18 protein-coding genes are annotated in these 16,608 nt (G+C 62.0%); 15 read left to right on the forward strand and 3 right to left on the reverse strand.

What is annotated here, in order from left to right; all coding sequences use genetic code 11:
- The first annotated feature begins 1 nt into the window (after position 1).
- The 15 genes from glcF (at position 2) to LGT41_RS01975 (ending at position 12,829) form a co-directional block, all read left to right on the forward strand.
- Positions 2-1,294, forward strand: coding sequence for a glycolate oxidase subunit GlcF (glcF, locus tag LGT41_RS01905; RefSeq protein WP_274128315.1), 1,293 nt, complete (start codon positions 2-4; stop codon positions 1,292-1,294).
- A gap of 3 nt (positions 1,295-1,297) precedes the next feature.
- Positions 1,298-1,693, forward strand: coding sequence for a hypothetical protein (locus LGT41_RS01910; RefSeq protein WP_274128316.1), 396 nt, complete (start codon positions 1,298-1,300; stop codon positions 1,691-1,693).
- Between the two features lie 39 nt (positions 1,694-1,732).
- Positions 1,733-2,521: a trypsin-like serine peptidase gene (locus tag LGT41_RS01915; RefSeq protein ID WP_274128317.1), complete on the forward strand. Its 789-nt coding sequence runs from the start codon at positions 1,733-1,735 to the stop codon at positions 2,519-2,521.
- Positions 2,522-2,654: 133 nt separating this feature from the next.
- Positions 2,655-3,116, forward strand: a complete 462-nt coding sequence (locus tag LGT41_RS01920; RefSeq protein ID WP_274128319.1) for an Hsp20 family protein — start codon at positions 2,655-2,657, stop codon at positions 3,114-3,116.
- Positions 3,117-3,340: 224 nt separating this feature from the next.
- On the forward strand, positions 3,341-3,799 hold the full coding sequence (locus LGT41_RS01925) for a universal stress protein (RefSeq protein ID WP_274128321.1): 459 nt from the start codon (positions 3,341-3,343) through the stop codon (positions 3,797-3,799).
- 71 nt (positions 3,800-3,870) lie between these two features.
- Complete coding sequence (locus tag LGT41_RS01930) at positions 3,871-4,431, forward strand: NifU family protein (protein ID WP_274128323.1); 561 nt, start codon at positions 3,871-3,873, stop codon at positions 4,429-4,431.
- Positions 4,421-5,005 carry a tRNA (adenosine(37)-N6)-threonylcarbamoyltransferase complex dimerization subunit type 1 TsaB gene (gene tsaB / locus LGT41_RS01935; protein ID WP_274128325.1) on the forward strand — a complete coding sequence of 195 codons (585 nt, stop codon included), beginning with the start codon at positions 4,421-4,423 and terminating at the stop codon, positions 5,003-5,005. The genes LGT41_RS01930 and tsaB overlap by 11 nt, the downstream gene beginning before the upstream one ends.
- The gene (locus LGT41_RS01940; RefSeq protein WP_274128327.1) at positions 4,974-5,423 is read left to right on the forward strand and encodes a GNAT family N-acetyltransferase; all 450 of its coding nucleotides are present in this window, start codon (positions 4,974-4,976) and stop codon (positions 5,421-5,423) included. Before tsaB ends, LGT41_RS01940 begins: the two co-directional genes overlap by 32 nt.
- A 131-nt stretch (positions 5,424-5,554) precedes the next feature.
- Positions 5,555-6,553 (forward strand): BMP family lipoprotein, encoded by a 999-nt coding sequence (locus tag LGT41_RS01945; RefSeq protein ID WP_274128328.1) that lies wholly within the window; start codon positions 5,555-5,557, stop codon positions 6,551-6,553.
- Between the two features lie 10 nt (positions 6,554-6,563).
- On the forward strand, positions 6,564-8,159 hold the full coding sequence (locus LGT41_RS01950; protein ID WP_274128330.1) for an ABC transporter ATP-binding protein: 1,596 nt from the start codon (positions 6,564-6,566) through the stop codon (positions 8,157-8,159).
- Positions 8,156-9,250 carry an ABC transporter permease gene (locus LGT41_RS01955; protein WP_274128332.1) on the forward strand — a complete coding sequence of 365 codons (1,095 nt, stop codon included), beginning with the start codon at positions 8,156-8,158 and terminating at the stop codon, positions 9,248-9,250. Before LGT41_RS01950 ends, LGT41_RS01955 begins: the two co-directional genes overlap by 4 nt.
- A complete protein-coding gene (locus tag LGT41_RS01960; protein WP_274128334.1) occupies positions 9,250-10,260 on the forward strand; it encodes an ABC transporter permease in 1,011 nt (336 codons plus the stop codon). Before LGT41_RS01955 ends, LGT41_RS01960 begins: the two co-directional genes overlap by 1 nt.
- Positions 10,257-11,057: a purine-nucleoside phosphorylase gene (locus LGT41_RS01965; protein ID WP_274128336.1), complete on the forward strand. Its 801-nt coding sequence runs from the start codon at positions 10,257-10,259 to the stop codon at positions 11,055-11,057. Before LGT41_RS01960 ends, LGT41_RS01965 begins: the two co-directional genes overlap by 4 nt.
- 81 nt (positions 11,058-11,138) lie before the next feature.
- The gene (locus LGT41_RS01970; RefSeq protein WP_274128338.1) at positions 11,139-12,053 is read left to right on the forward strand and encodes a sulfite exporter TauE/SafE family protein; all 915 of its coding nucleotides are present in this window, start codon (positions 11,139-11,141) and stop codon (positions 12,051-12,053) included.
- Positions 12,053-12,829, forward strand: a complete 777-nt coding sequence (locus tag LGT41_RS01975; RefSeq protein ID WP_274128340.1) for a TIGR02186 family protein — start codon at positions 12,053-12,055, stop codon at positions 12,827-12,829. The genes LGT41_RS01970 and LGT41_RS01975 overlap by 1 nt, the downstream gene beginning before the upstream one ends.
- Here LGT41_RS01975 and LGT41_RS01980 read toward each other — a convergent pair.
- From LGT41_RS01980 to ccrA, 3 genes are all read right to left on the reverse strand, one after another.
- Entirely contained in the window at positions 12,826-13,599 is a 774-nt protein-coding gene (locus LGT41_RS01980) for an ion transporter (protein ID WP_274128341.1), read from the reverse strand. The two genes, LGT41_RS01975 and LGT41_RS01980, sit on opposite strands and share 4 nt — an antisense overlap.
- A gap of 114 nt (positions 13,600-13,713) precedes the next feature.
- Positions 13,714-15,231: an ATP-dependent DNA helicase gene (locus tag LGT41_RS01985; RefSeq protein WP_274128342.1), complete on the reverse strand. Its 1,518-nt coding sequence runs from the start codon at positions 15,229-15,231 to the stop codon at positions 13,714-13,716.
- Between the two features lie 72 nt (positions 15,232-15,303).
- A complete protein-coding gene (gene ccrA, locus LGT41_RS01990; RefSeq protein ID WP_274128343.1) occupies positions 15,304-16,581 on the reverse strand; it encodes a crotonyl-CoA carboxylase/reductase in 1,278 nt (425 codons plus the stop codon).
- Positions 16,582-16,608 lie beyond the last annotated feature (27 nt).

Raw genomic sequence — 16,608 nt, forward strand, 5'->3', positions numbered from 1 at the left:
CATGCAAACCAGTTTCACCCCGGAACAGCTTGCCGACCCGATCACCGCGCGCTCGGAGAAAGCCCTGCGCGCCTGCGTGCATTGCGGGTTTTGCACCGCCACCTGCCCCAGCTATCAGGTTCTGGGCGACGAGCTTGACAGCCCGCGCGGGCGCATCTACCTGATCAAGGACATGCTTGAGGCCGGCCGCGCCGCCGACCCCAGGCTCGTTACGCATATCGACCGGTGTTTGGGCTGCCTTGCCTGCACCACCACCTGCCCCAGCGGGGTGGATTACATGCACCTGCTCGACCATGCCCGCGCGCATATCGAGGCCACGCACAAGCGCAAACTCCCCGACCGGGCGCTGCGCTTCATTCTGGCCAAAATCCTACCCTATCCGAACCGCTTTCGCGCTGCGATTTTAGGCGCATGGCTGGCCCGCCCCATCGCGCGGTTCCTGCCCGGCCGCCTTAAGGGCATGGTCGCATTTGCCCCCAAATCCATCCCGCCCCGCGCCCGGCATGAAGACCCGCAGACCCATGCCGCCACCGCCCCCAGGCGGATGCGCGTCGCGCTCCTCACCGGTTGTGCGCAGCGTGCCGTCAACACCGATATCTCTGCCGCCGCCATCCGCCTGCTTACCCGCCACGGGGCCGATGTGGTCATCCCCAAAGGCATGGGCTGCTGCGGCGCGCTCACCCATCATATGGGGCGCGGCAAGGAAAGCCACGCGCTCGCTGCCGCCAATATCCGCGCCTTCATGGCCGAAATTGCAACGGGCGGGCTGGATGCGATGGTCATCACCACATCGGGCTGTGGCACGACGATCAAGGATTATGGCATCATGTTTGAAGGCACCGAACTGGCCGAACCCGCCGCCCGCATTGCCGCCCTTGCCCGCGACATTACCGAGGTCATGGCCGAAATCGGCCTTGGCCAGGCCTTTGCCCCGCCGCTGCGCGTCGGCTACCATGCTGCCTGTTCGCTGCAACACGGCCAGCGCATTACCGCCGCGCCAAAGGATTTGCTGCGCAGCGCCGGTTTCACCGTGCTGGAACCCGCCGACAGCCATTTGTGCTGTGGCTCGGCGGGCACCTATAACCTGCTGCAACCCGAAATCGCGGCCGAGCTTGGGCGGCGCAAGGTCTCCACGCTGACCGCCATCCGCCCCGATGTCATTGCCGCCGGCAATATCGGCTGCATGATGCAGATCGGCGCGAAAACCGGCATTCCCGTTGTGCATACGGCCGAGCTGCTCGACTGGGCAACAGGCGGGCCGAAACCGCCGCAATTACTTGCCGCAGAAGGCTAGCCTATGCCCGCACCCGCAATCCAAGCCGCCTATGATGCTCTCCCCCCCGAGGGGCAGACCCGCGCGCTGGCCCTGCGCGCGCTTGTGCTTGAAACCGCGCAAGCCATGCCCGAACTCGGTGGGCTGGATGAATGCCTCAAATGGGGCCAGCCCGCCTATTTGCCGCGCAAACCCCGCATCGGCACCACGCTGCGCATTGGCGCCAGCCCCAGCCACGCGTTGCTTTATGTGCCCTGCACCACAACGCTTGTCACCGTATGGCGCGAGGTTTTTTCGGGCGTCGAATTCATCGACAACCGCGCGGCGGGTTTTGCCCATGCCGCCGCCCTGCCCAAAGCCATCATCGCCCGGATGGTGCTTGACGCGCTGCGCTACCACCTGGACAGGCGCGCGAAATAGCGTTGCCGCCTTGTTGGCAGGGGGCGTATAACGGGCGTTATGTTGCGCATTCTTACCCTGCTTGCTTTGTGTGCCGCTGCCGCCCCGCTGGCCGCGCAAACCCCGCTGCGCAGCCTGACCAGCGCCGATGCCGCGCGCCAGTGGCAGGCCGTGGGGCGGCTGTCCATCGGCAATGGCACCGCGCTGTGTTCAGCCACGCTTGTCAGCGACCGGTTGGTGCTGACCGCCGCGCATTGCCTTTTCAGATCGGACGGCGTGGCCTATCCGCCAGAGGCGATCGAGTTTCAGCCCGGCTGGCGCAATGGTGGTGCCGCCGCCTATCGGCGCGCCAAACGCTTCGCCATCCACCCCGAATTCCAGCTTTCCGGGCAGGATTGGGCCTATCGGCTGGCACGCGATATTGCGATCATCGAGCTTGATCTGCCTGTAAATACCGGCGGCGTTGCCCCGCTGGATATTTCCGATCATGCGCCGGACAGTCTTGCGGTTTCGGTCATCTCCTATGCTGTCGACCGCGCCAATGCCCCCTCGATCGAGGAAGATTGCGCCATCGTCGCACGCGAATCCGGCGCGCTGTTGCTTTCGTGCAGCGCCGGGCCGGGGGCATCGGGTGCGCCCATTCTGGCCAATGTGGGCGGCAGGCTGCAAATGGTCGGGCTGATCTCGGCCATCGGGCAATGGGGGGGCGACCAGGTTTCCGCCGGGGCCGAAATCGGCCCGGCAATGGCGGTGCTGCTGCCGCTTCTGCGCGCGGCACCGGGCGGCATCATGTTTCGCCCTGCACAGGCCCAAAGCCTTGCCGAACAGCTTGGCCGCACAAACCCGTGAATTTGCGCAGCCCCTCTTGACGCGCCGAAAACCCTGCCTAAATCTTTAGCACCGGGCGCCAGAATGGGCCCGGCAAACCAACCGGCCGGTCACATGACGGCCACTTATCGTGTCGCTTCTTATGGAGGATACCATGCGCACTTTTGATCTGACCCCCCTTTACCGTTCCACCGTCGGCTTTGACCGTTTGGCCAATATGCTCGACTCTGTCACCCGCCTGGATGGCAACCAGAACGGCTACCCCCCGTATAACATCGAAAAAACCGGCGAGGATGCCTATCGCATTTCCATCGCCGTGGCCGGCTTCACCGAAGACGAGCTTTCGATCGAGGCCCGCGACGGGCAGCTTGTGGTGACAGGCCGCAAGGAAGAGGAAGACGGCGCCAATGCCCGCAGCTACCTGCATCAGGGCATTGCCAACCGCGCCTTTGAAAAACGCTTCCAGCTTGCCGACCATGTCCGCGCCACCGGGGCCACAACCGAAAACGGCCTGCTGCATGTCGACCTGGTCCGCGAAGTGCCCGAGGCGCTGAAACCGCGTTCGATCAAGATCGAAACCCGCGGCAAGGCCTCGGCCCCGGCCATCGAAGGTTAAGCCTGCATTAACCGGAAAGCCCGCCCAAAAGGCGGGCTTTTTGTGCCTAAAGCACCCTAAATGCGCCTGAAATGCACCCTAAATGCGCCTGAATGGCGCGTTTTTGCACGTTTTTGCGGTTACATTGTAACTATAAGCCGCGCCCTGCCCGGATTTGCATCGCCCGTTGCGCAATGGCGCGGTTTCGGGCAATCTGCGCCTCCATCAACCTAAGCGAGGGTATTTTGCGCAAGTTTCTGGTCGTCATGGACGAAAGCCCCGAGTTTTTGAACGCGCTGCGTTATGCCGCCATTCGTGCGCGCAAAACCGGCGGCGCGGTCGAGATTCTGGGCATCATCTCGCCCGAAGAATTCCAGCACTGGCTGGGCGTAGGCGAGGCGATGCGCGCCGAAGCGCGCGAAAGGATCGAGGCGCATTTCGAGGTTTTTGCCAAATGGATGCGCGACAAGGAAGGCATTTCGCCCGAGCTTGTGATCCGCGAAGGCGACAAGGCCAAAGAGGTGATGGACCAGATCAAGGAAGACCCGGAAGTGGGTGTTCTGGTGCTGGGCGCCGGCGTTTCGGGCGACGGGCCGGGGCCGCTGGTGACACAGCTTGTCGGGCGGCAGGGCGGCGATATGCCCATTCCCGTAACCATTGTGCCGGGCGGAATGACCAAGGAAGCGATCATCGCGGTTTCGTAGTCTGGAATCGTTCTAAATAACTTGACTTTTTTACTCGGAACCACCAGATTACCGGCAACCCCGGAGGCACCATGTTTATCCAGACCGAATCAACCCCCAACCCCGCCACGCTGAAATTCCTGCCCGGCCAGTCTGTTCTGGCCGCTGGCACGGCCGATTTTCCCAATGAGGCGGCGGCCGAAGCCTCGCCGCTGGCGGCGCGCATCTTCGCCACCGGCAATGTGACTGGCGTATTCTTCGGCCCCGATTTTGTAACCGTGACCAAGGCCGATGGCGTGGAATGGGCGCATATCAAACCCGGCATTCTGGGCGCGATCATGGAGCATTTCCAATCGGGCCAGCCGGTGCTGGGCGATGAAAGCGGCACGGTCGGCCATGCGGTGCATGACGGGCCGGATGGTGAAATCGTCAACCAGATCAAGGAATTGCTGGACACACGCGTGCGCCCGGCCGTGGCGCAGGATGGCGGCGACATCACCTTTCATGGCTTTGACCGTGGAATTGTCTATCTGCATATGCAGGGCGCTTGCGCCGGGTGCCCAAGCTCGACCATGACGCTGAAAATGGGCATTGAAAACCTGCTGCGCCACTACATTCCCGAGGTGGTCGAGGTGCGGCCCGTTGCCGCCTGACCAACCGCATATACTGGTATTCGACACCGCAGCCGCGCATTGTGCGGCTGCAATTTTATGTGGCGAGCAGCTTTTGGCCCAACGCATCGAGCCGATGAAAACCGGGCAGGCCGAACGCCTGTTGCCGCTGCTGGAAGAGCTGCTGGCAGGCGAAGGGCTGGTCTGGGCTGACCTTGCCGCGCTTGGCGTGGGCATCGGCCCCGGCAATTTTACCGGGCTGCGGATGGGCGTATCGGCCGCGCGCGGGCTGGCGCTGGCGCTGGGCATTCCGGCTGTGGGGATTACCGCGCTGGAAATGCGCGCGCCCGCCAAGGGCCAGGCCATAATCACCCTGCCCGCCGGGCGCGGCCATGCCTATCAGCAGCATTTCGAGCATGGCGTGGCCACGGCTGAGCCCGAAGTGATTGAAGCGAGCTTGGCACCCGAGGCCACTGCGCCCGATTTGCACCGGATGGGGCTGCTGGTGCTGGCGCGAATGGGCACGGCCAGTGCCGCGCCCGCGCCGCTTTACTTGCGTGCCGCCGATGCAGCACCGGGCGCCGATGCACCGCCCGTTATACTGGACGCTGGCTGACATGCCGCCCGATGCGGCAACACTTGCCGCCCTGCACGCGCGCTGCTTCACCACCCCGCCCCCCTGGAGCGCCGCCGCCTTTGCCACCCTGCTGGCCGACCCGGCCTGCGTGGTCGAGCATGGCGCACATGGCTTTGCCATAGCGCGGATCGCGCTGGATGAAGCCGAGCTTCTGACCATCTGCATTGCCCCCGAATCACAGAATCAGGGGGCTGGCTGGCGGTTGCTTGCGGCCCTGCATAGCCGCCTGCACAGCCTTGGCGTGCGACAGGTGTTTCTGGAAGTGGCGGCAAACAACAGCCCGGCCCGCGCGCTTTACGCGGCGTCAGGCTATGGCGCGGCGGGAATCCGCCCCAAATATTACATTTCACCCGATAAAACGGCGGTAGACGCCCTAATTCTGCACCGCCCGCTCTGAGATATTAGACCAATTGGTCAAGTTTTCATTGACTGCTTGCATTCGGCCCCGTTTACTGTTGCCTTTAGAACATAGCAGCCGCGCCGCACCATCATCCAAATGGCAGCGGTCTGCATAACACGGAGAGAGTCATGAAATTCACCAAAACCCTGCTGGGCGCAGCCGCACTTATGGGTGCCGCAACACTGGCAAACGCACAGGCCAACCCCGCGATCATCTATGATCTGGGCGGCAAGTTCGACAAATCCTTCAACGAATCTGCCTATACCGGCGCGCAGCGTTTCGCCGATGAAACCGGCATCGAATATCGTGAGTTCGAATTGCAGTCCGACGCCCAGCGCGAACAGGCGCTGCGCCGCTTTGCACAGGCCGGCAACAACCCCGTGGTTGTGACCGGCTTTTCCTATGGCACCGCTCTGGCAACGGTTGCACCCGAATTTCCCGACACCAACTTCGTGATCGTGGATTCGGTTGTTGAAGGCGACAATGTGCGCTCGGTCGTGTTCAACGAGCAGGAAGGCAGCTATCTGGTCGGCGTTCTGGCCGCGATGGCCTCGAAATCCGGCGTGGTCGGCTTTGTCGGCGGCATGGATATTCCGCTGATCCAGAAATTCTCGTGCGGCTATGCACAGGGCGTGCTTGCAACCAACCCCGACGCCACCGTGATTGCCAATATGACCGGCACGACCGGCGCAGCCTGGAACGACCCCGTGCGCGGCGGCGAGCTGACAATGGGCCAGATCGAATCGGGCGCTGATGTTGTTTACCATGCAGCCGGCGGCACAGGCCGTGGCGTTCTGCAGGCCGCCGCCGATGCCGGCATTCTGGGCATTGGCGTTGACAGCAACCAGAACGGCATGTTCCCCGGTTCGGTGCTGACCTCGATGCTGAAGCGCGTTGACGTGGCTGTTTATGACGCATTCATGGACGTGCAGAACGGCGAGTTCACCTCGGGTGTTGTTGTGCTTGGCCTTGCCGAAAACGGTGTCGGTTATGCGATGGACGAAAACAATGCCGCACTGATCACCCCTGAAATGCAGGCCGCGGTTGATGCTGCATCCGCCGGCATCATCGACGGGTCGATTGTTGTGCATAACTACGAGAGCGATATGTCCTGCCCAGTGCAGTAAGGACATATTCGTGCGTGTTGCAGAAAACACGGAAGCGGGGCGGTCGGATTCGGCCGCCCCAACTCCACCCGCCATCCAGCTGAAGGGAATTTCAAAATCCTTCGGGCCGGTGAAGGCGAACAAAGATATTTCGATGACCGTCGCCAAAGGCTCGATCCACGGGATTGTGGGCGAGAATGGCGCGGGAAAATCAACGCTGATGTCCATCCTCTACGGCTTTTACAAGGCCGATGCGGGCGAGGTGTTCATCAATGGCAACAAGGTCAACATTACCGACAGCCATGCCGCGATTGCCGCTGGCATTGGCATGGTGCATCAGCATTTCATGCTGGTTGAACCCTTCACCGTGCTTGAAAACGTGGTGATGGGCGCCGAGGAAGGCCGGCTTTTGCGGCCATCGCTGGCCAAGGCCCGCGCCACGCTGAAACAACTGGCCGAAGAGTTTGAACTGGATGTTGACCCCGATGCGATTGTCGGCGAACTGTCTGTCGGCTTCCAGCAGCGCGTGGAAATTCTGAAGGCGCTGTATCGACAGGCCGATATTCTGATATTGGACGAGCCGACCGGCGTGCTGACCCCCGCCGAGGCCGACCACCTGTTCCGCATTCTGCGCAACCTCAAGGACCAGGGCAAAACCATCATCCTGATCACCCACAAGCTACGCGAGATCATGGATGCGACCGATTCCGTTTCTGTTATGCGCCGCGGCGAGATGACAGAAACCATCCCGACAAGCACCACCAGCCCCGCCGATCTGGCCGAAAAAATGGTCGGGCGGCGCGTGTTGCTGGAGGTTGCCAAAACCCCTGCCAAGCCGGGCGATGTGGTGCTGGAGGTGAAGGGGCTGAACGTGACCGACAGCCAGGGCGTGAAGAAGCTGAAAGATGTGAACTTCACGCTGCGCACGGGCGAAATTCTGGGCATTGCCGGGGTTGCGGGCAACGGCCAGTCGGAATTGCTGGAAGTGCTGGGTGGCTTTCGCGCCGCGACTTCGGGCGAAATCCGCGTCAATGGCGCGCTGATCGACCTTTCGCCAAAGGCCAATGCAGGGATGCGGCGCAGCCGAGGCATTGGCCATATTCCCGAAGACCGCCACCGCCGTGGCATGGTCATGCCCTTCATGGCCTGGGAAAACACCGCGCTTGGCTATCACAACAAGGCCGAATTTCAGGGCAGGATGGGGCTGCATGATCAGGCCGCCATGCGCGAAGATGCGCGCAAGAAGATCGAACGTTTCGACATTCGCCCGCCCAATGAAAACCTGATCGCCAGCAATTTTTCCGGCGGCAACCAGCAGAAAATCGTTGTGGCCCGCGAGATCGAGGCCAATCCCGAAGTGCTGCTTGTGGGCCAGCCCACGCGCGGGGTGGATATTGGCGCGATTGAATTCATCCACCAGCAGATTGTGAACCTGCGCGATGCGGGCAAGGCGATTTTGCTGGTCAGCGTCGAGCTTGACGAGATCCAGTCGCTGTCGGACCGGATCATCGTGATGTTTGACGGGGTCATTCAGGGCGAACGCCTGCCCGATGACACCGACGAGCGCGAGCTTGGCCTGATGATGGCCGGCGCCGCCAAAAACCCAGAAGCCGGGGGCAAATCATGAACCGGACCCTGCCCAGATGGGCCGATATCATCCTGATTCCGCTGCTCAACCTTGCTTTGGCCATTCTGGTGGCCGGGCTGGTTGTGGTGTTCATCGGCGAAGACCCGTTTCGCGCCATGAAGCTGATCATCCAGGGCGCGTTTGCACCCTATGGGATTGGCTTTACGCTTTATTACACCACCAATTTCATTTTTACCGGCCTTGCGGTCGCCGTCGCCTTTCATGCCCGCCTGTTCAACATTGGCGGCGAAGGGCAGGCGGCGATGGCCGGGGTTGGCGTGGCGCTGGTCGCGCTGGCATTTGACTGGCCGCACTGGTCTATCGCATTGCTGGCCGCCTCGTTGGGGGGCATGGTGTTTGGCGCGGGCTGGGCGGCCATTCCGGCCTATTTGCAGGCCAAGCGCGGCAGCCATATCGTCATCACCACGATCATGTTCAACCTGATTGCCGCCTCGGTCATCAACTTCCTGCTGGTCGGGCCGATGCAGGCGCCGGGCAGCAACCCGGAATCATCGAGCTTCCCGCCCGGGGCCAGCCTGCCCACGCTGCACGATATGTTCGCGGTGTTCGGCATTGCCTTTGACAGGAACGCGCCGGTGAATGTGAGCCTGTTCATGGCGCTCATCGCCTGTGTTCTGGTCTGGCTGCTGATCTGGAAAAGCCGCATCGGCTATGAAATCCGTGCCTTTGGCCATTCGGACGGGGCGGCGGTTTATGCCGGTATCTCGCCGCTGAAAATTACCATGATCGCCATGCTGATTTCGGGCGCGCTGGCGGGCATGATGGCCATCAACACCGTGATGGGCGAGGCCGAGCGCCTTGTGCTTGACGCGGTGCAGGGCGCCGGATTTGTTGGCATTGCCGTGGCGCTGATGGGGCGCAACCACCCGCTTGGCGTGGTGCTGGCGGCCTTTCTGTTCGGCATCCTTTACCAAGGCGGCTCGGAGCTGGCCTTTGAAATGCCGGGCATCAGCCGCGAAATGATTGTGGTTATCCAGGGGCTTGTCATTCTGTTTACCGGCAGCCTTGAAAACCTTGTGCGCATTCCGGTCAGCAAGCTGTTCCTGCGCTTTGGCAAGGGAGGCGCGTGATGGATTTTCTGACCGTTCTGCAACTGCTCGATTCCGCCATGCGCCTGTCGGCGCCGCTGTTGCTGGCCTGCCTTGCCGGGCTCTATTCCGAACGCGCGGGCATTTTTGACATCGGGCTGGAGGGCAAGATGCTGGCCGGGGCCTTTGTGGCTGCGGCCATGTCGGCCACGGCCGCCATGCCCATTGACCAGGGCGGCTGGGGCATGAGCTGGGGCGCGGCCTGGGTTGGGCTGTTCTTTGGCATCCTCATTTCGGTCGTGCTGTCGCTGGTGCATGGGCTGGCCTCGATCACGCTGCGCGGCAACCAGTTGATTTCGGGCGTTGCCATCAACTTTTTTGCCGCCGGCACCACCGTGCTGGTCGGGCAGAACTGGTTCAGGATGGGCGGGCAGACCCCGCAGTTGCAAGGCCATGCGCGGTTTGAATCGATTACCCTGCCGGGGGCGGAAACGCTTGGCGATTCCATTCCTGTCATCGGGCCGATCTATGAACAGCTGATCTCGGGCCATAACCTGCTGGTCTATGTGGCGCTGGCGATGGTGCCGCTTACCTGGTGGGTGCTGAACCGCACACGTTTTGGACTGCATCTGCGCGCCGTCGGTGAAAACCCGGCAGCGGTCGATACGGCGGGCATCAACGTGGTGCGGCTGCGCTATACGGCAACAATCATCTGCGGCATTTTATGCGGCGTCGCCGGGGCCTATCTGAGCCTTGGCACCTCGGCGGCGGGGTTCCTGAAGGATATGAGCGCGGGCAAGGGCTTTATCGCCCTGGCGGCGCTGATTTTCGCCAAATGGCGCCCCTATCCCGCGCTGGGCGCCACATTCCTGTTCGGGCTGCTCGATGCGATTGCCAACAAGTATCAGAGCCTCGATATCGGGCTGTTCGTGGTGCCGGTGCAGTTCATGCAGGCCCTGCCCTATATCCTGACCGTGGTCATTCTGGCGGGGTTCGTTGGCAAGGCCATTCCACCAAAAGCCGGTGGCGAGCCCTATGTGAAGGAACGATGATGGAGGCGCTGCTGCAAACCATTCGCGCGCGTGCCGGTGCCGCGCCGGTCAGGCTGGGGCTGATCCTTGGCTCGGGACTTGGGCATCTGGCCGAGGCGGTGGAGGGCGCGGCGATCGACTATGCCGACCTGCCCGGCTTTCCCCATGCGGGCGTGTCGGGCCATAACCCGAAGCTGGTGATCGGGATGCTTGAGGGCGTGCGCGTGGCGGTGTTCGGCGGGCGCGCGCATTACTATGAAAGCGGGCGTGGCGACGCGATGCGCAAACCGCTGGAGGTGCTGGCCGCTTTGGGCGCCGAGGCGCTGATCCTGACCAATGCCGCAGGCTCGCTGGTGGCCGCAAACCGCCCCGGCGATTTGATGATGCTGAATGACCATATCAACTTTTCCGGCCTCAACCCGCTGATCGGCGAAAAATCGGATGCGCGTTTCGTGAACATGACCGATTGCTATGACCCGGCCATGCGCGCCGCCCTGCAGGCCGCCGCAAAGGCCGAGGGCCAGAGCCTGGCTGAAGGCGTTTACGCCTGGTATTCCGGCCCGAGTTTCGAGACCAAGGCCGAGATTCGCACGCTCAAAATTATCGGGGCCGATGCGGTGGGCATGTCGACCGTGCCCGAATGCATTCTGGCGCGGTTTTTAGGGCTGAAAGTGGCGGCGATCTCGACCATTACCAATATGGCGGCCGGCATGAGCGATGAGCATATCAGCCATGAACACACCAAAACGATGGCCCCGGTAGGTGCGGCCAAGCTCGAAACGCTGTTGCGCCGCTATCTGCGCGATCTGGCTGTATAGAATTTTGAAGATGGCGCCAGACAAGGGGTGAAACGCGAATCACTTTGCGGTATGGCTGGCCAAGTCATTTGCAGGTGAGTCGTGCAAATTTACCTTCCCATAGCCGAAGTCTCGGTGAACCTGTTCCTGCTGCTCGGCCTTGGCGGCCTTGTGGGCCTGCTTTCGGGCATGTTCGGCGTGGGGGGCGGGTTTCTGATGACGCCGCTTTTGTTCTTCATCGGCATTCCGCCCGCCGTGGCTGTGGGCACTCAGGCCAACCAGATTGTCGCCTCGTCCTTTTCGGGCCTGCTGGCGCATGTGCGCCGCCGCACGGTCGATTTTCGCATGGGGCTGGTGCTGCTGGGCGGCGGGCTTGTCGGCTCGGCCGTGGGGGTGCAGGTCTTTGCCTATCTCACCGCGCTCGGGCAGGTGGAGCTTATGGTCACCCTGTTCTATGTGGTGTTTCTTGGGGCCATAGGCGCGCTGATGTTCGTGGAAAGCCTGCGCGCCATTCGCGCCACGCGCGGCGGGCGCGCCCAGCCCACGCGCAAGCGGCATACCTGGGTGCATCACATGCCGCTGCGTATGCGGTTCCGGGTCTCCAACCTTTATATTTCGGTCATTCCGCCAATCATCATCGGGGTCATGGTCGGGGTTCTGGCGGCGATCATGGGCGTGGGGGGCGGCTTTATCATGCTGCCAGCCATGATCTATATCCTGGGAATGCCCACCAAGGTTGTGGTCGGCACATCGCTCTTCCAGATCATCTTTGTCACCGCGGCCACCTCGATCATGCACGCGGTTGAAAACCAGACGGTTGATGCGCTGCTCGCGCTGATTCTGCTGATTGGCGGGGTGATCGGTGCGCAGTTCGGCACCCGCATCGGGATGCGCATGAAGGCCGAGCAGTTACGCATTTTGCTGGCCATGCTGGTGCTGATCGTCTGTTTCAAACTGGCCGCCGACCTTGTGCTGACCCCGTCCGAACTGTATTCGATCAGCGAGGTCACGGAGTGATGCGCCGCGCACTTGCCCTGCTGGTGTTTCTGCTGGCCGCTGCTGTAGCCGCCCCTGTGGCCGCACAGGAAACCATCATCGCCTCGATGAACCAGAACCGGGTTTCGATCACCGCCGATTTTGACGGGTCCGAGATTTTCATTTTCGGGGCCGTCGCGCGCGATGCGCCCGTGCCCGAAGATGCCGGCCCCTTGCAGGTGGTCATCATGGTCACCGGACCGGTGCGGCCCCTGATTGTGCGCAAGAAAGAACGCCGCTGGGGCATTTGGGTGAACACGGAATCGGTGCGTGTGGATGCCGCGCCCAGCCTTTACACCATTGCCACAACCGGCGAGCTGACCGAGATCTTGAGCGCGACCGACCGGCTGCGCTATGGCATTGGCCTGGACCGGCTGGTGCGCACGGTGGGCGAGGCCAACGGCACCAATGACGTGCCCGCATTCAACGAGGCCGTGGTGCGCATTCGCCAGAAATCGGGCCTGTATGCCGAGATTGACGGCCATGTCGATCTGGAGCAGGAAACCCTGTTTTCCACCGCCATCGCCCTGCCCTCCGACCTTGTGGAAGGCGATTATACCGTGCGCATTCTGCTGGCGCGCGACCGTGTGGCGCTGGGTGTGGTTGACAGCGTGATCGCCGTGCGCAAGGCCGGCATTGGCCGCTGGATTTACATCATGGCGCATGAACAGCCGCTGCTTTACGGCATTCTGTCGCTGCTGGTGGCACTGGCCGCAGGCTGGGCGGCATCCGAAGCCTTCCGCCTGCTGCGGCGCTAGCGTTTCTCCAAAGCCTCCAGCCGCGCCGCGATCTGGTCGAGCCTGGCCAGCACATCGGTGCGATACACATCGGTTGCCGAGTTGGAATCCTCGGCACCGGCTTCCTGCATGGAATTCACGATCAGACCGACCAGCAGGTTCACAACCGCGAAAGTAGTGACCATGATGAAGGGCACAAAGAAGGCCCAGGCTTGCGGAAAAACCTCCATGACCGGGCGCACGATGCCCATCGACCAGCTTTCCAGCGTCATGATCTGGAACAGTGAATAGGCCGATTCCCCGATCGAGCCGAACCATTGCGGAAACACCCCGCCAAACAGCTTGGTGGCCATGACCGCGCCGATATAGAAGATAAGCGCCATCAGGAAAAACACCGAGGCCATGCCGGGCAGTGCGGTGATGAAGCCTTCGACCACGCGGCGCAGGCTGGGGGCAATGGAAATGACCCGCAGCACGCGCAAGATGCGCAAGGCGCGCAGCACCGAAAGCCCGCCCGCGCCGGGGGTAAGGGAAATGCCGACGATCAGAAAGTCAAACACATTCCAGCCGCCTTTGAAAAACCGCGGCCCCTGGCCGATGAGCTTCAGCACAAGCTCGACCGTAAAAATGCCAAGGCAAAGCGTGTCGATCAGCCCAAGCACGCCGCCGATCGCCGCTTCGATACTGGGTGAGGTTTGCAGCCCCAGAACAATCGCGTTGACGACAATAACCGCCAGAATGAACGGGCTAACCCATTTCTGGTTCATGAATTTCAAAATCGCACTGCGCATGGTTAATTTGTCCCACCTGCCCGTGAGTCTGCCCCGGGCTTTTGAAAGTGATACTATAGAATTTGCCAAAAACCATGCCCGACGCGCGAAAATTCGGCGTTTTTGCAGGGGCTTCTAGAGGGGCAGGCCGGTCTCGGCCTCGATCCGGGGCAGATCATCGGTGCCAAGCGGGGTTTCGGGGCGGCCAAGCCGGTAGCGTGTGACCCAGAGCAGCCGTTCCTCGGCGCGGGTAATGGCGACATAGGCCAGCCGCTTCCACAGCGCGATTCCCGCCTCGCTGCGGCCTGCCTGGGCGGCGGCATAAAGATCGGGCGCAAATACCTGCACTTGCGGCCATTGGCTGCCTTGGGCTTTGTGGATGGTCACCGCCGCCCCGTGCAAAAAGCTGGCCCCCATGCGCGCGGCATAGGGGATGAAGGGCTCTTCGCGCTCGGGCGCTTCGATCTGGATGATCGAGGCGACGTTGACGCTGGGCTCGGGCGCGCCGACCATGAACAGTTTGGAGAAGCCGGGCTTCTTGCCGGGGCCAAGATAGATGGCCTGCGCGCCTTTGATCAGGCCGCGCGCCTCAAGGTCTATGCGCTTCTTGCGGTGTTTGAGCGGCAGTTCGATACCGTCGCAGATCAGCGGCTCGCCGGGCAGAAGCTCCAGTTCCGGCGCGCTGTAAGCGGCGCGAAAGGCGTGGATAAGGCGGATGCGCGTGGCGTTGCGCCAGACCAGCACGGGGCTGCGCGCCATCATTTCGGCATCCACGCGCGGGGCGATGATGACACGATCATCGCGGCTGGCAGCGTCTTCGATCATCTTCTCAAATGTATGAAAATCAAGCGCCGCATCGCCCAGCGCATGGGCGAGGTCAAGGATAGGGTTGCCCCTGTCCTGCCGATGCACGCGGGTGAGGTAGAAGCGCGATTTCTCGGAAAGCTTGTCAAACGACATGGCCCCCGACTGGCCGACAGGGGCCAGTTGCGCCGGGTCGCCCACCAGCACGAGCGTGTGGAAAATCTCGCGCAGATCGGCAAGCTGGCTGTCATCGAGCATCGAGCTTTCATCGACCAGCCCAATATCAAGCGGGTCTTCGCGGCGCTTCCAGCCGGCAATGAAGTCGGACCCGCGCAGACCCGCCGCCGCCAAGGCACCGGGAATGGATTTATGCGCCTCGTAAAACAGCTTGGCGCGGTCAAGGGCGGTGTCGGTCAGCCCCTCAACCTCGGGGCGCTCGGCATCGCCTGTCAGCCATTCGGCTATCGCCTCATATTCGGGGCTGAACATGGGGGAATAGATGATGCGGTGGATGGTTGTTGCGGGCACACCACGGTTGCGCAACACGCTGGCGGCCTTGTTGGTGGGGGCCAGCACAGCCAGCGTGCGCCTGGTCGATTTCTTGCGCGACGTATAGTCGGGCGACACGGTTTCCACCCCCGCCTCGCCAAGGGCTTCGACGATTTTGGCCAGCAGCATGGTCTTGCCCGACCCGGCCTTGCCCAGCACGGCCACAACCTGCCCCTCGCCTTCAGCCTTTGGCAGGGTGCGGGCGTTGTCAAGGTCGACACCAGCCGCCAGAAGCGCGGCGGTGATCCCGTCATAGGCCTCGGCCTGATCGTCGGAAAACTGGATGATACTGGCATTCATAAGGCTTGATAGACCAGCCCCGCCGCCATGACCAGCCACCGGCGGCAATTGCCGCGCGGTGGCTGAAATTTGCTAGGATCTGGCCGCCTCGCACGCATCTTCAAAGGTGCGCAATCCGGTGCGCGGCGCGTTGACCAGCACCGCCATATTGCCCGGCTTGTGCTGGTTGGCGCGCATTTTCACATGCGCATCGGGAATCTGGCTCCAGGGGAATACCTCTGACATGCAGGGGTCTATCCGGCGTTCCAGCATAAGCTGGTTGGCCTGGCTCGCCTGTTTGAGATTGGCGAAATGGCTGCCCTGCACGCGTTTCTGGTGCATCCACAGATAGCGCGCATCGATGGTCAGGTTATAGCCCGTTGTGCCCGCGCAGATTACGACCATGCCGCCCTTTTTCACCACAAGTGTGGAAACGGGGAAGGTCGCCTCGCCCGGATGTTCGAACACGATATCGACATTGTTGCCCTTGCCGGTAATTTCCCAGATCGCCTTGCCAAAGCTGCGCGCCTCTTTCAGCCATGTCTTGTATTCCGGCGAATTGACGGTGGGCATCTGGCCCCAACAGTTGAAATCCTTGCGGTTGATCACGCCCTTTGCCCCAAGCGACAGCACGAAATCGCGCTTGTCCTCATCGGAAATCACCCCGATCGCATTGGCGCCTGCGGTGTTGATCAACTGGATGGCAAAAGAGCCAAGCCCGCCGGATGCCCCCCAGACCAGCACGTTCTGCCCCGGGCGCAGCACATGCGGGCGGTGGCCGAACAGCATCCGGTAAGCGGTGGCCAGCGTAAGCGTATAACAGGCCGATTCCTCCCATGTTAAATGCTTGGGCCGGTGCATAAGCTGCTGGGATTGCACGCGCGCGAATTGCGCAAAGCTGCCATCGGGGGTTTCATAGCCCCAAATGCGCTGGCTTTCCGAAAACATCGGGTCGCCGCCATTGCATTCCTCGTCATCGCCATCATCCTGGTTGCAATGCACGACAACCTCATCGCCAACCTTCCAGCGTTTCACCTTGTCGCCCACGGCCCAGACGATGCCCGACGCATCGGAGCCCGCGATATGGTAATCGGCCCCATGCACATCGAAGGGCGAAAGCGGAATGCCAAGCCCGGCCCAGACCCCGTTGTAATTGACGCCCGCCGCCATGACGAAGATCAGCACCTCGTTGCTGTCAATCTGCGGGGTGTCGACCACCTCGACCTGAAAGCTTTTATCCGGCTCGCCGTGACGGTCGCGCCGTATGGTCCAGGCATACATTTGCGCGGGCACATGGCCAAGCGGCGGTATTTGCCCCAGCTCGTAAAGGTCTTGCTGCGGCGCGTTTGCGGCATTCTGATCCAAGGCCATGCCCTCTTTCCCTCATTGTGCAGTTGC

It is taken from the genome of Abyssibius alkaniclasticus (assembly GCF_020447305.1).
GTDB classification, from domain to species: Bacteria; Pseudomonadota; Alphaproteobacteria; order Rhodobacterales; family Rhodobacteraceae; genus Abyssibius; species Abyssibius alkaniclasticus.

What these genes read in the sequence shown, in the direction of transcription:
- glcF (WP_274128315.1), top strand. Translation starts at nt 2, where the DNA reads ATGCAAACCAGTTTCACCCCGGAACAGCTTGCCGACCCGATCACCGCG.
- LGT41_RS01910 (WP_274128316.1), top strand. Translation starts at nt 1,298, where the DNA reads ATGCCCGCACCCGCAATCCAAGCCGCCTATGATGCTCTCCCCCCCGAG.
- LGT41_RS01915 (WP_274128317.1), top strand. Translation starts at nt 1,733, where the DNA reads ATGTTGCGCATTCTTACCCTGCTTGCTTTGTGTGCCGCTGCCGCCCCG.
- LGT41_RS01920 (WP_274128319.1), top strand. Translation starts at nt 2,655, where the DNA reads ATGCGCACTTTTGATCTGACCCCCCTTTACCGTTCCACCGTCGGCTTT.
- LGT41_RS01930 (WP_274128323.1), top strand. Translation starts at nt 3,871, where the DNA reads ATGTTTATCCAGACCGAATCAACCCCCAACCCCGCCACGCTGAAATTC.
- LGT41_RS01940 (WP_274128327.1), top strand. Translation starts at nt 4,974, where the DNA reads ATGCACCGCCCGTTATACTGGACGCTGGCTGACATGCCGCCCGATGCG.
- LGT41_RS01945 (WP_274128328.1), top strand. Translation starts at nt 5,555, where the DNA reads ATGAAATTCACCAAAACCCTGCTGGGCGCAGCCGCACTTATGGGTGCC.
- LGT41_RS01955 (WP_274128332.1), top strand. Translation starts at nt 8,156, where the DNA reads ATGAACCGGACCCTGCCCAGATGGGCCGATATCATCCTGATTCCGCTG.
- LGT41_RS01960 (WP_274128334.1), top strand. Translation starts at nt 9,250, where the DNA reads ATGGATTTTCTGACCGTTCTGCAACTGCTCGATTCCGCCATGCGCCTG.
- LGT41_RS01965 (WP_274128336.1), top strand. Translation starts at nt 10,257, where the DNA reads ATGATGGAGGCGCTGCTGCAAACCATTCGCGCGCGTGCCGGTGCCGCG.
- LGT41_RS01975 (WP_274128340.1), top strand. Translation starts at nt 12,053, where the DNA reads ATGCGCCGCGCACTTGCCCTGCTGGTGTTTCTGCTGGCCGCTGCTGTA.
- LGT41_RS01980 (WP_274128341.1), bottom strand. Translation starts at nt 13,599, where the DNA reads ATGCGCAGTGCGATTTTGAAATTCATGAACCAGAAATGGGTTAGCCCG.
- LGT41_RS01985 (WP_274128342.1), bottom strand. Translation starts at nt 15,231, where the DNA reads ATGAATGCCAGTATCATCCAGTTTTCCGACGATCAGGCCGAGGCCTAT.
- ccrA (WP_274128343.1), bottom strand. Translation starts at nt 16,581, where the DNA reads ATGGCCTTGGATCAGAATGCCGCAAACGCGCCGCAGCAAGACCTTTAC.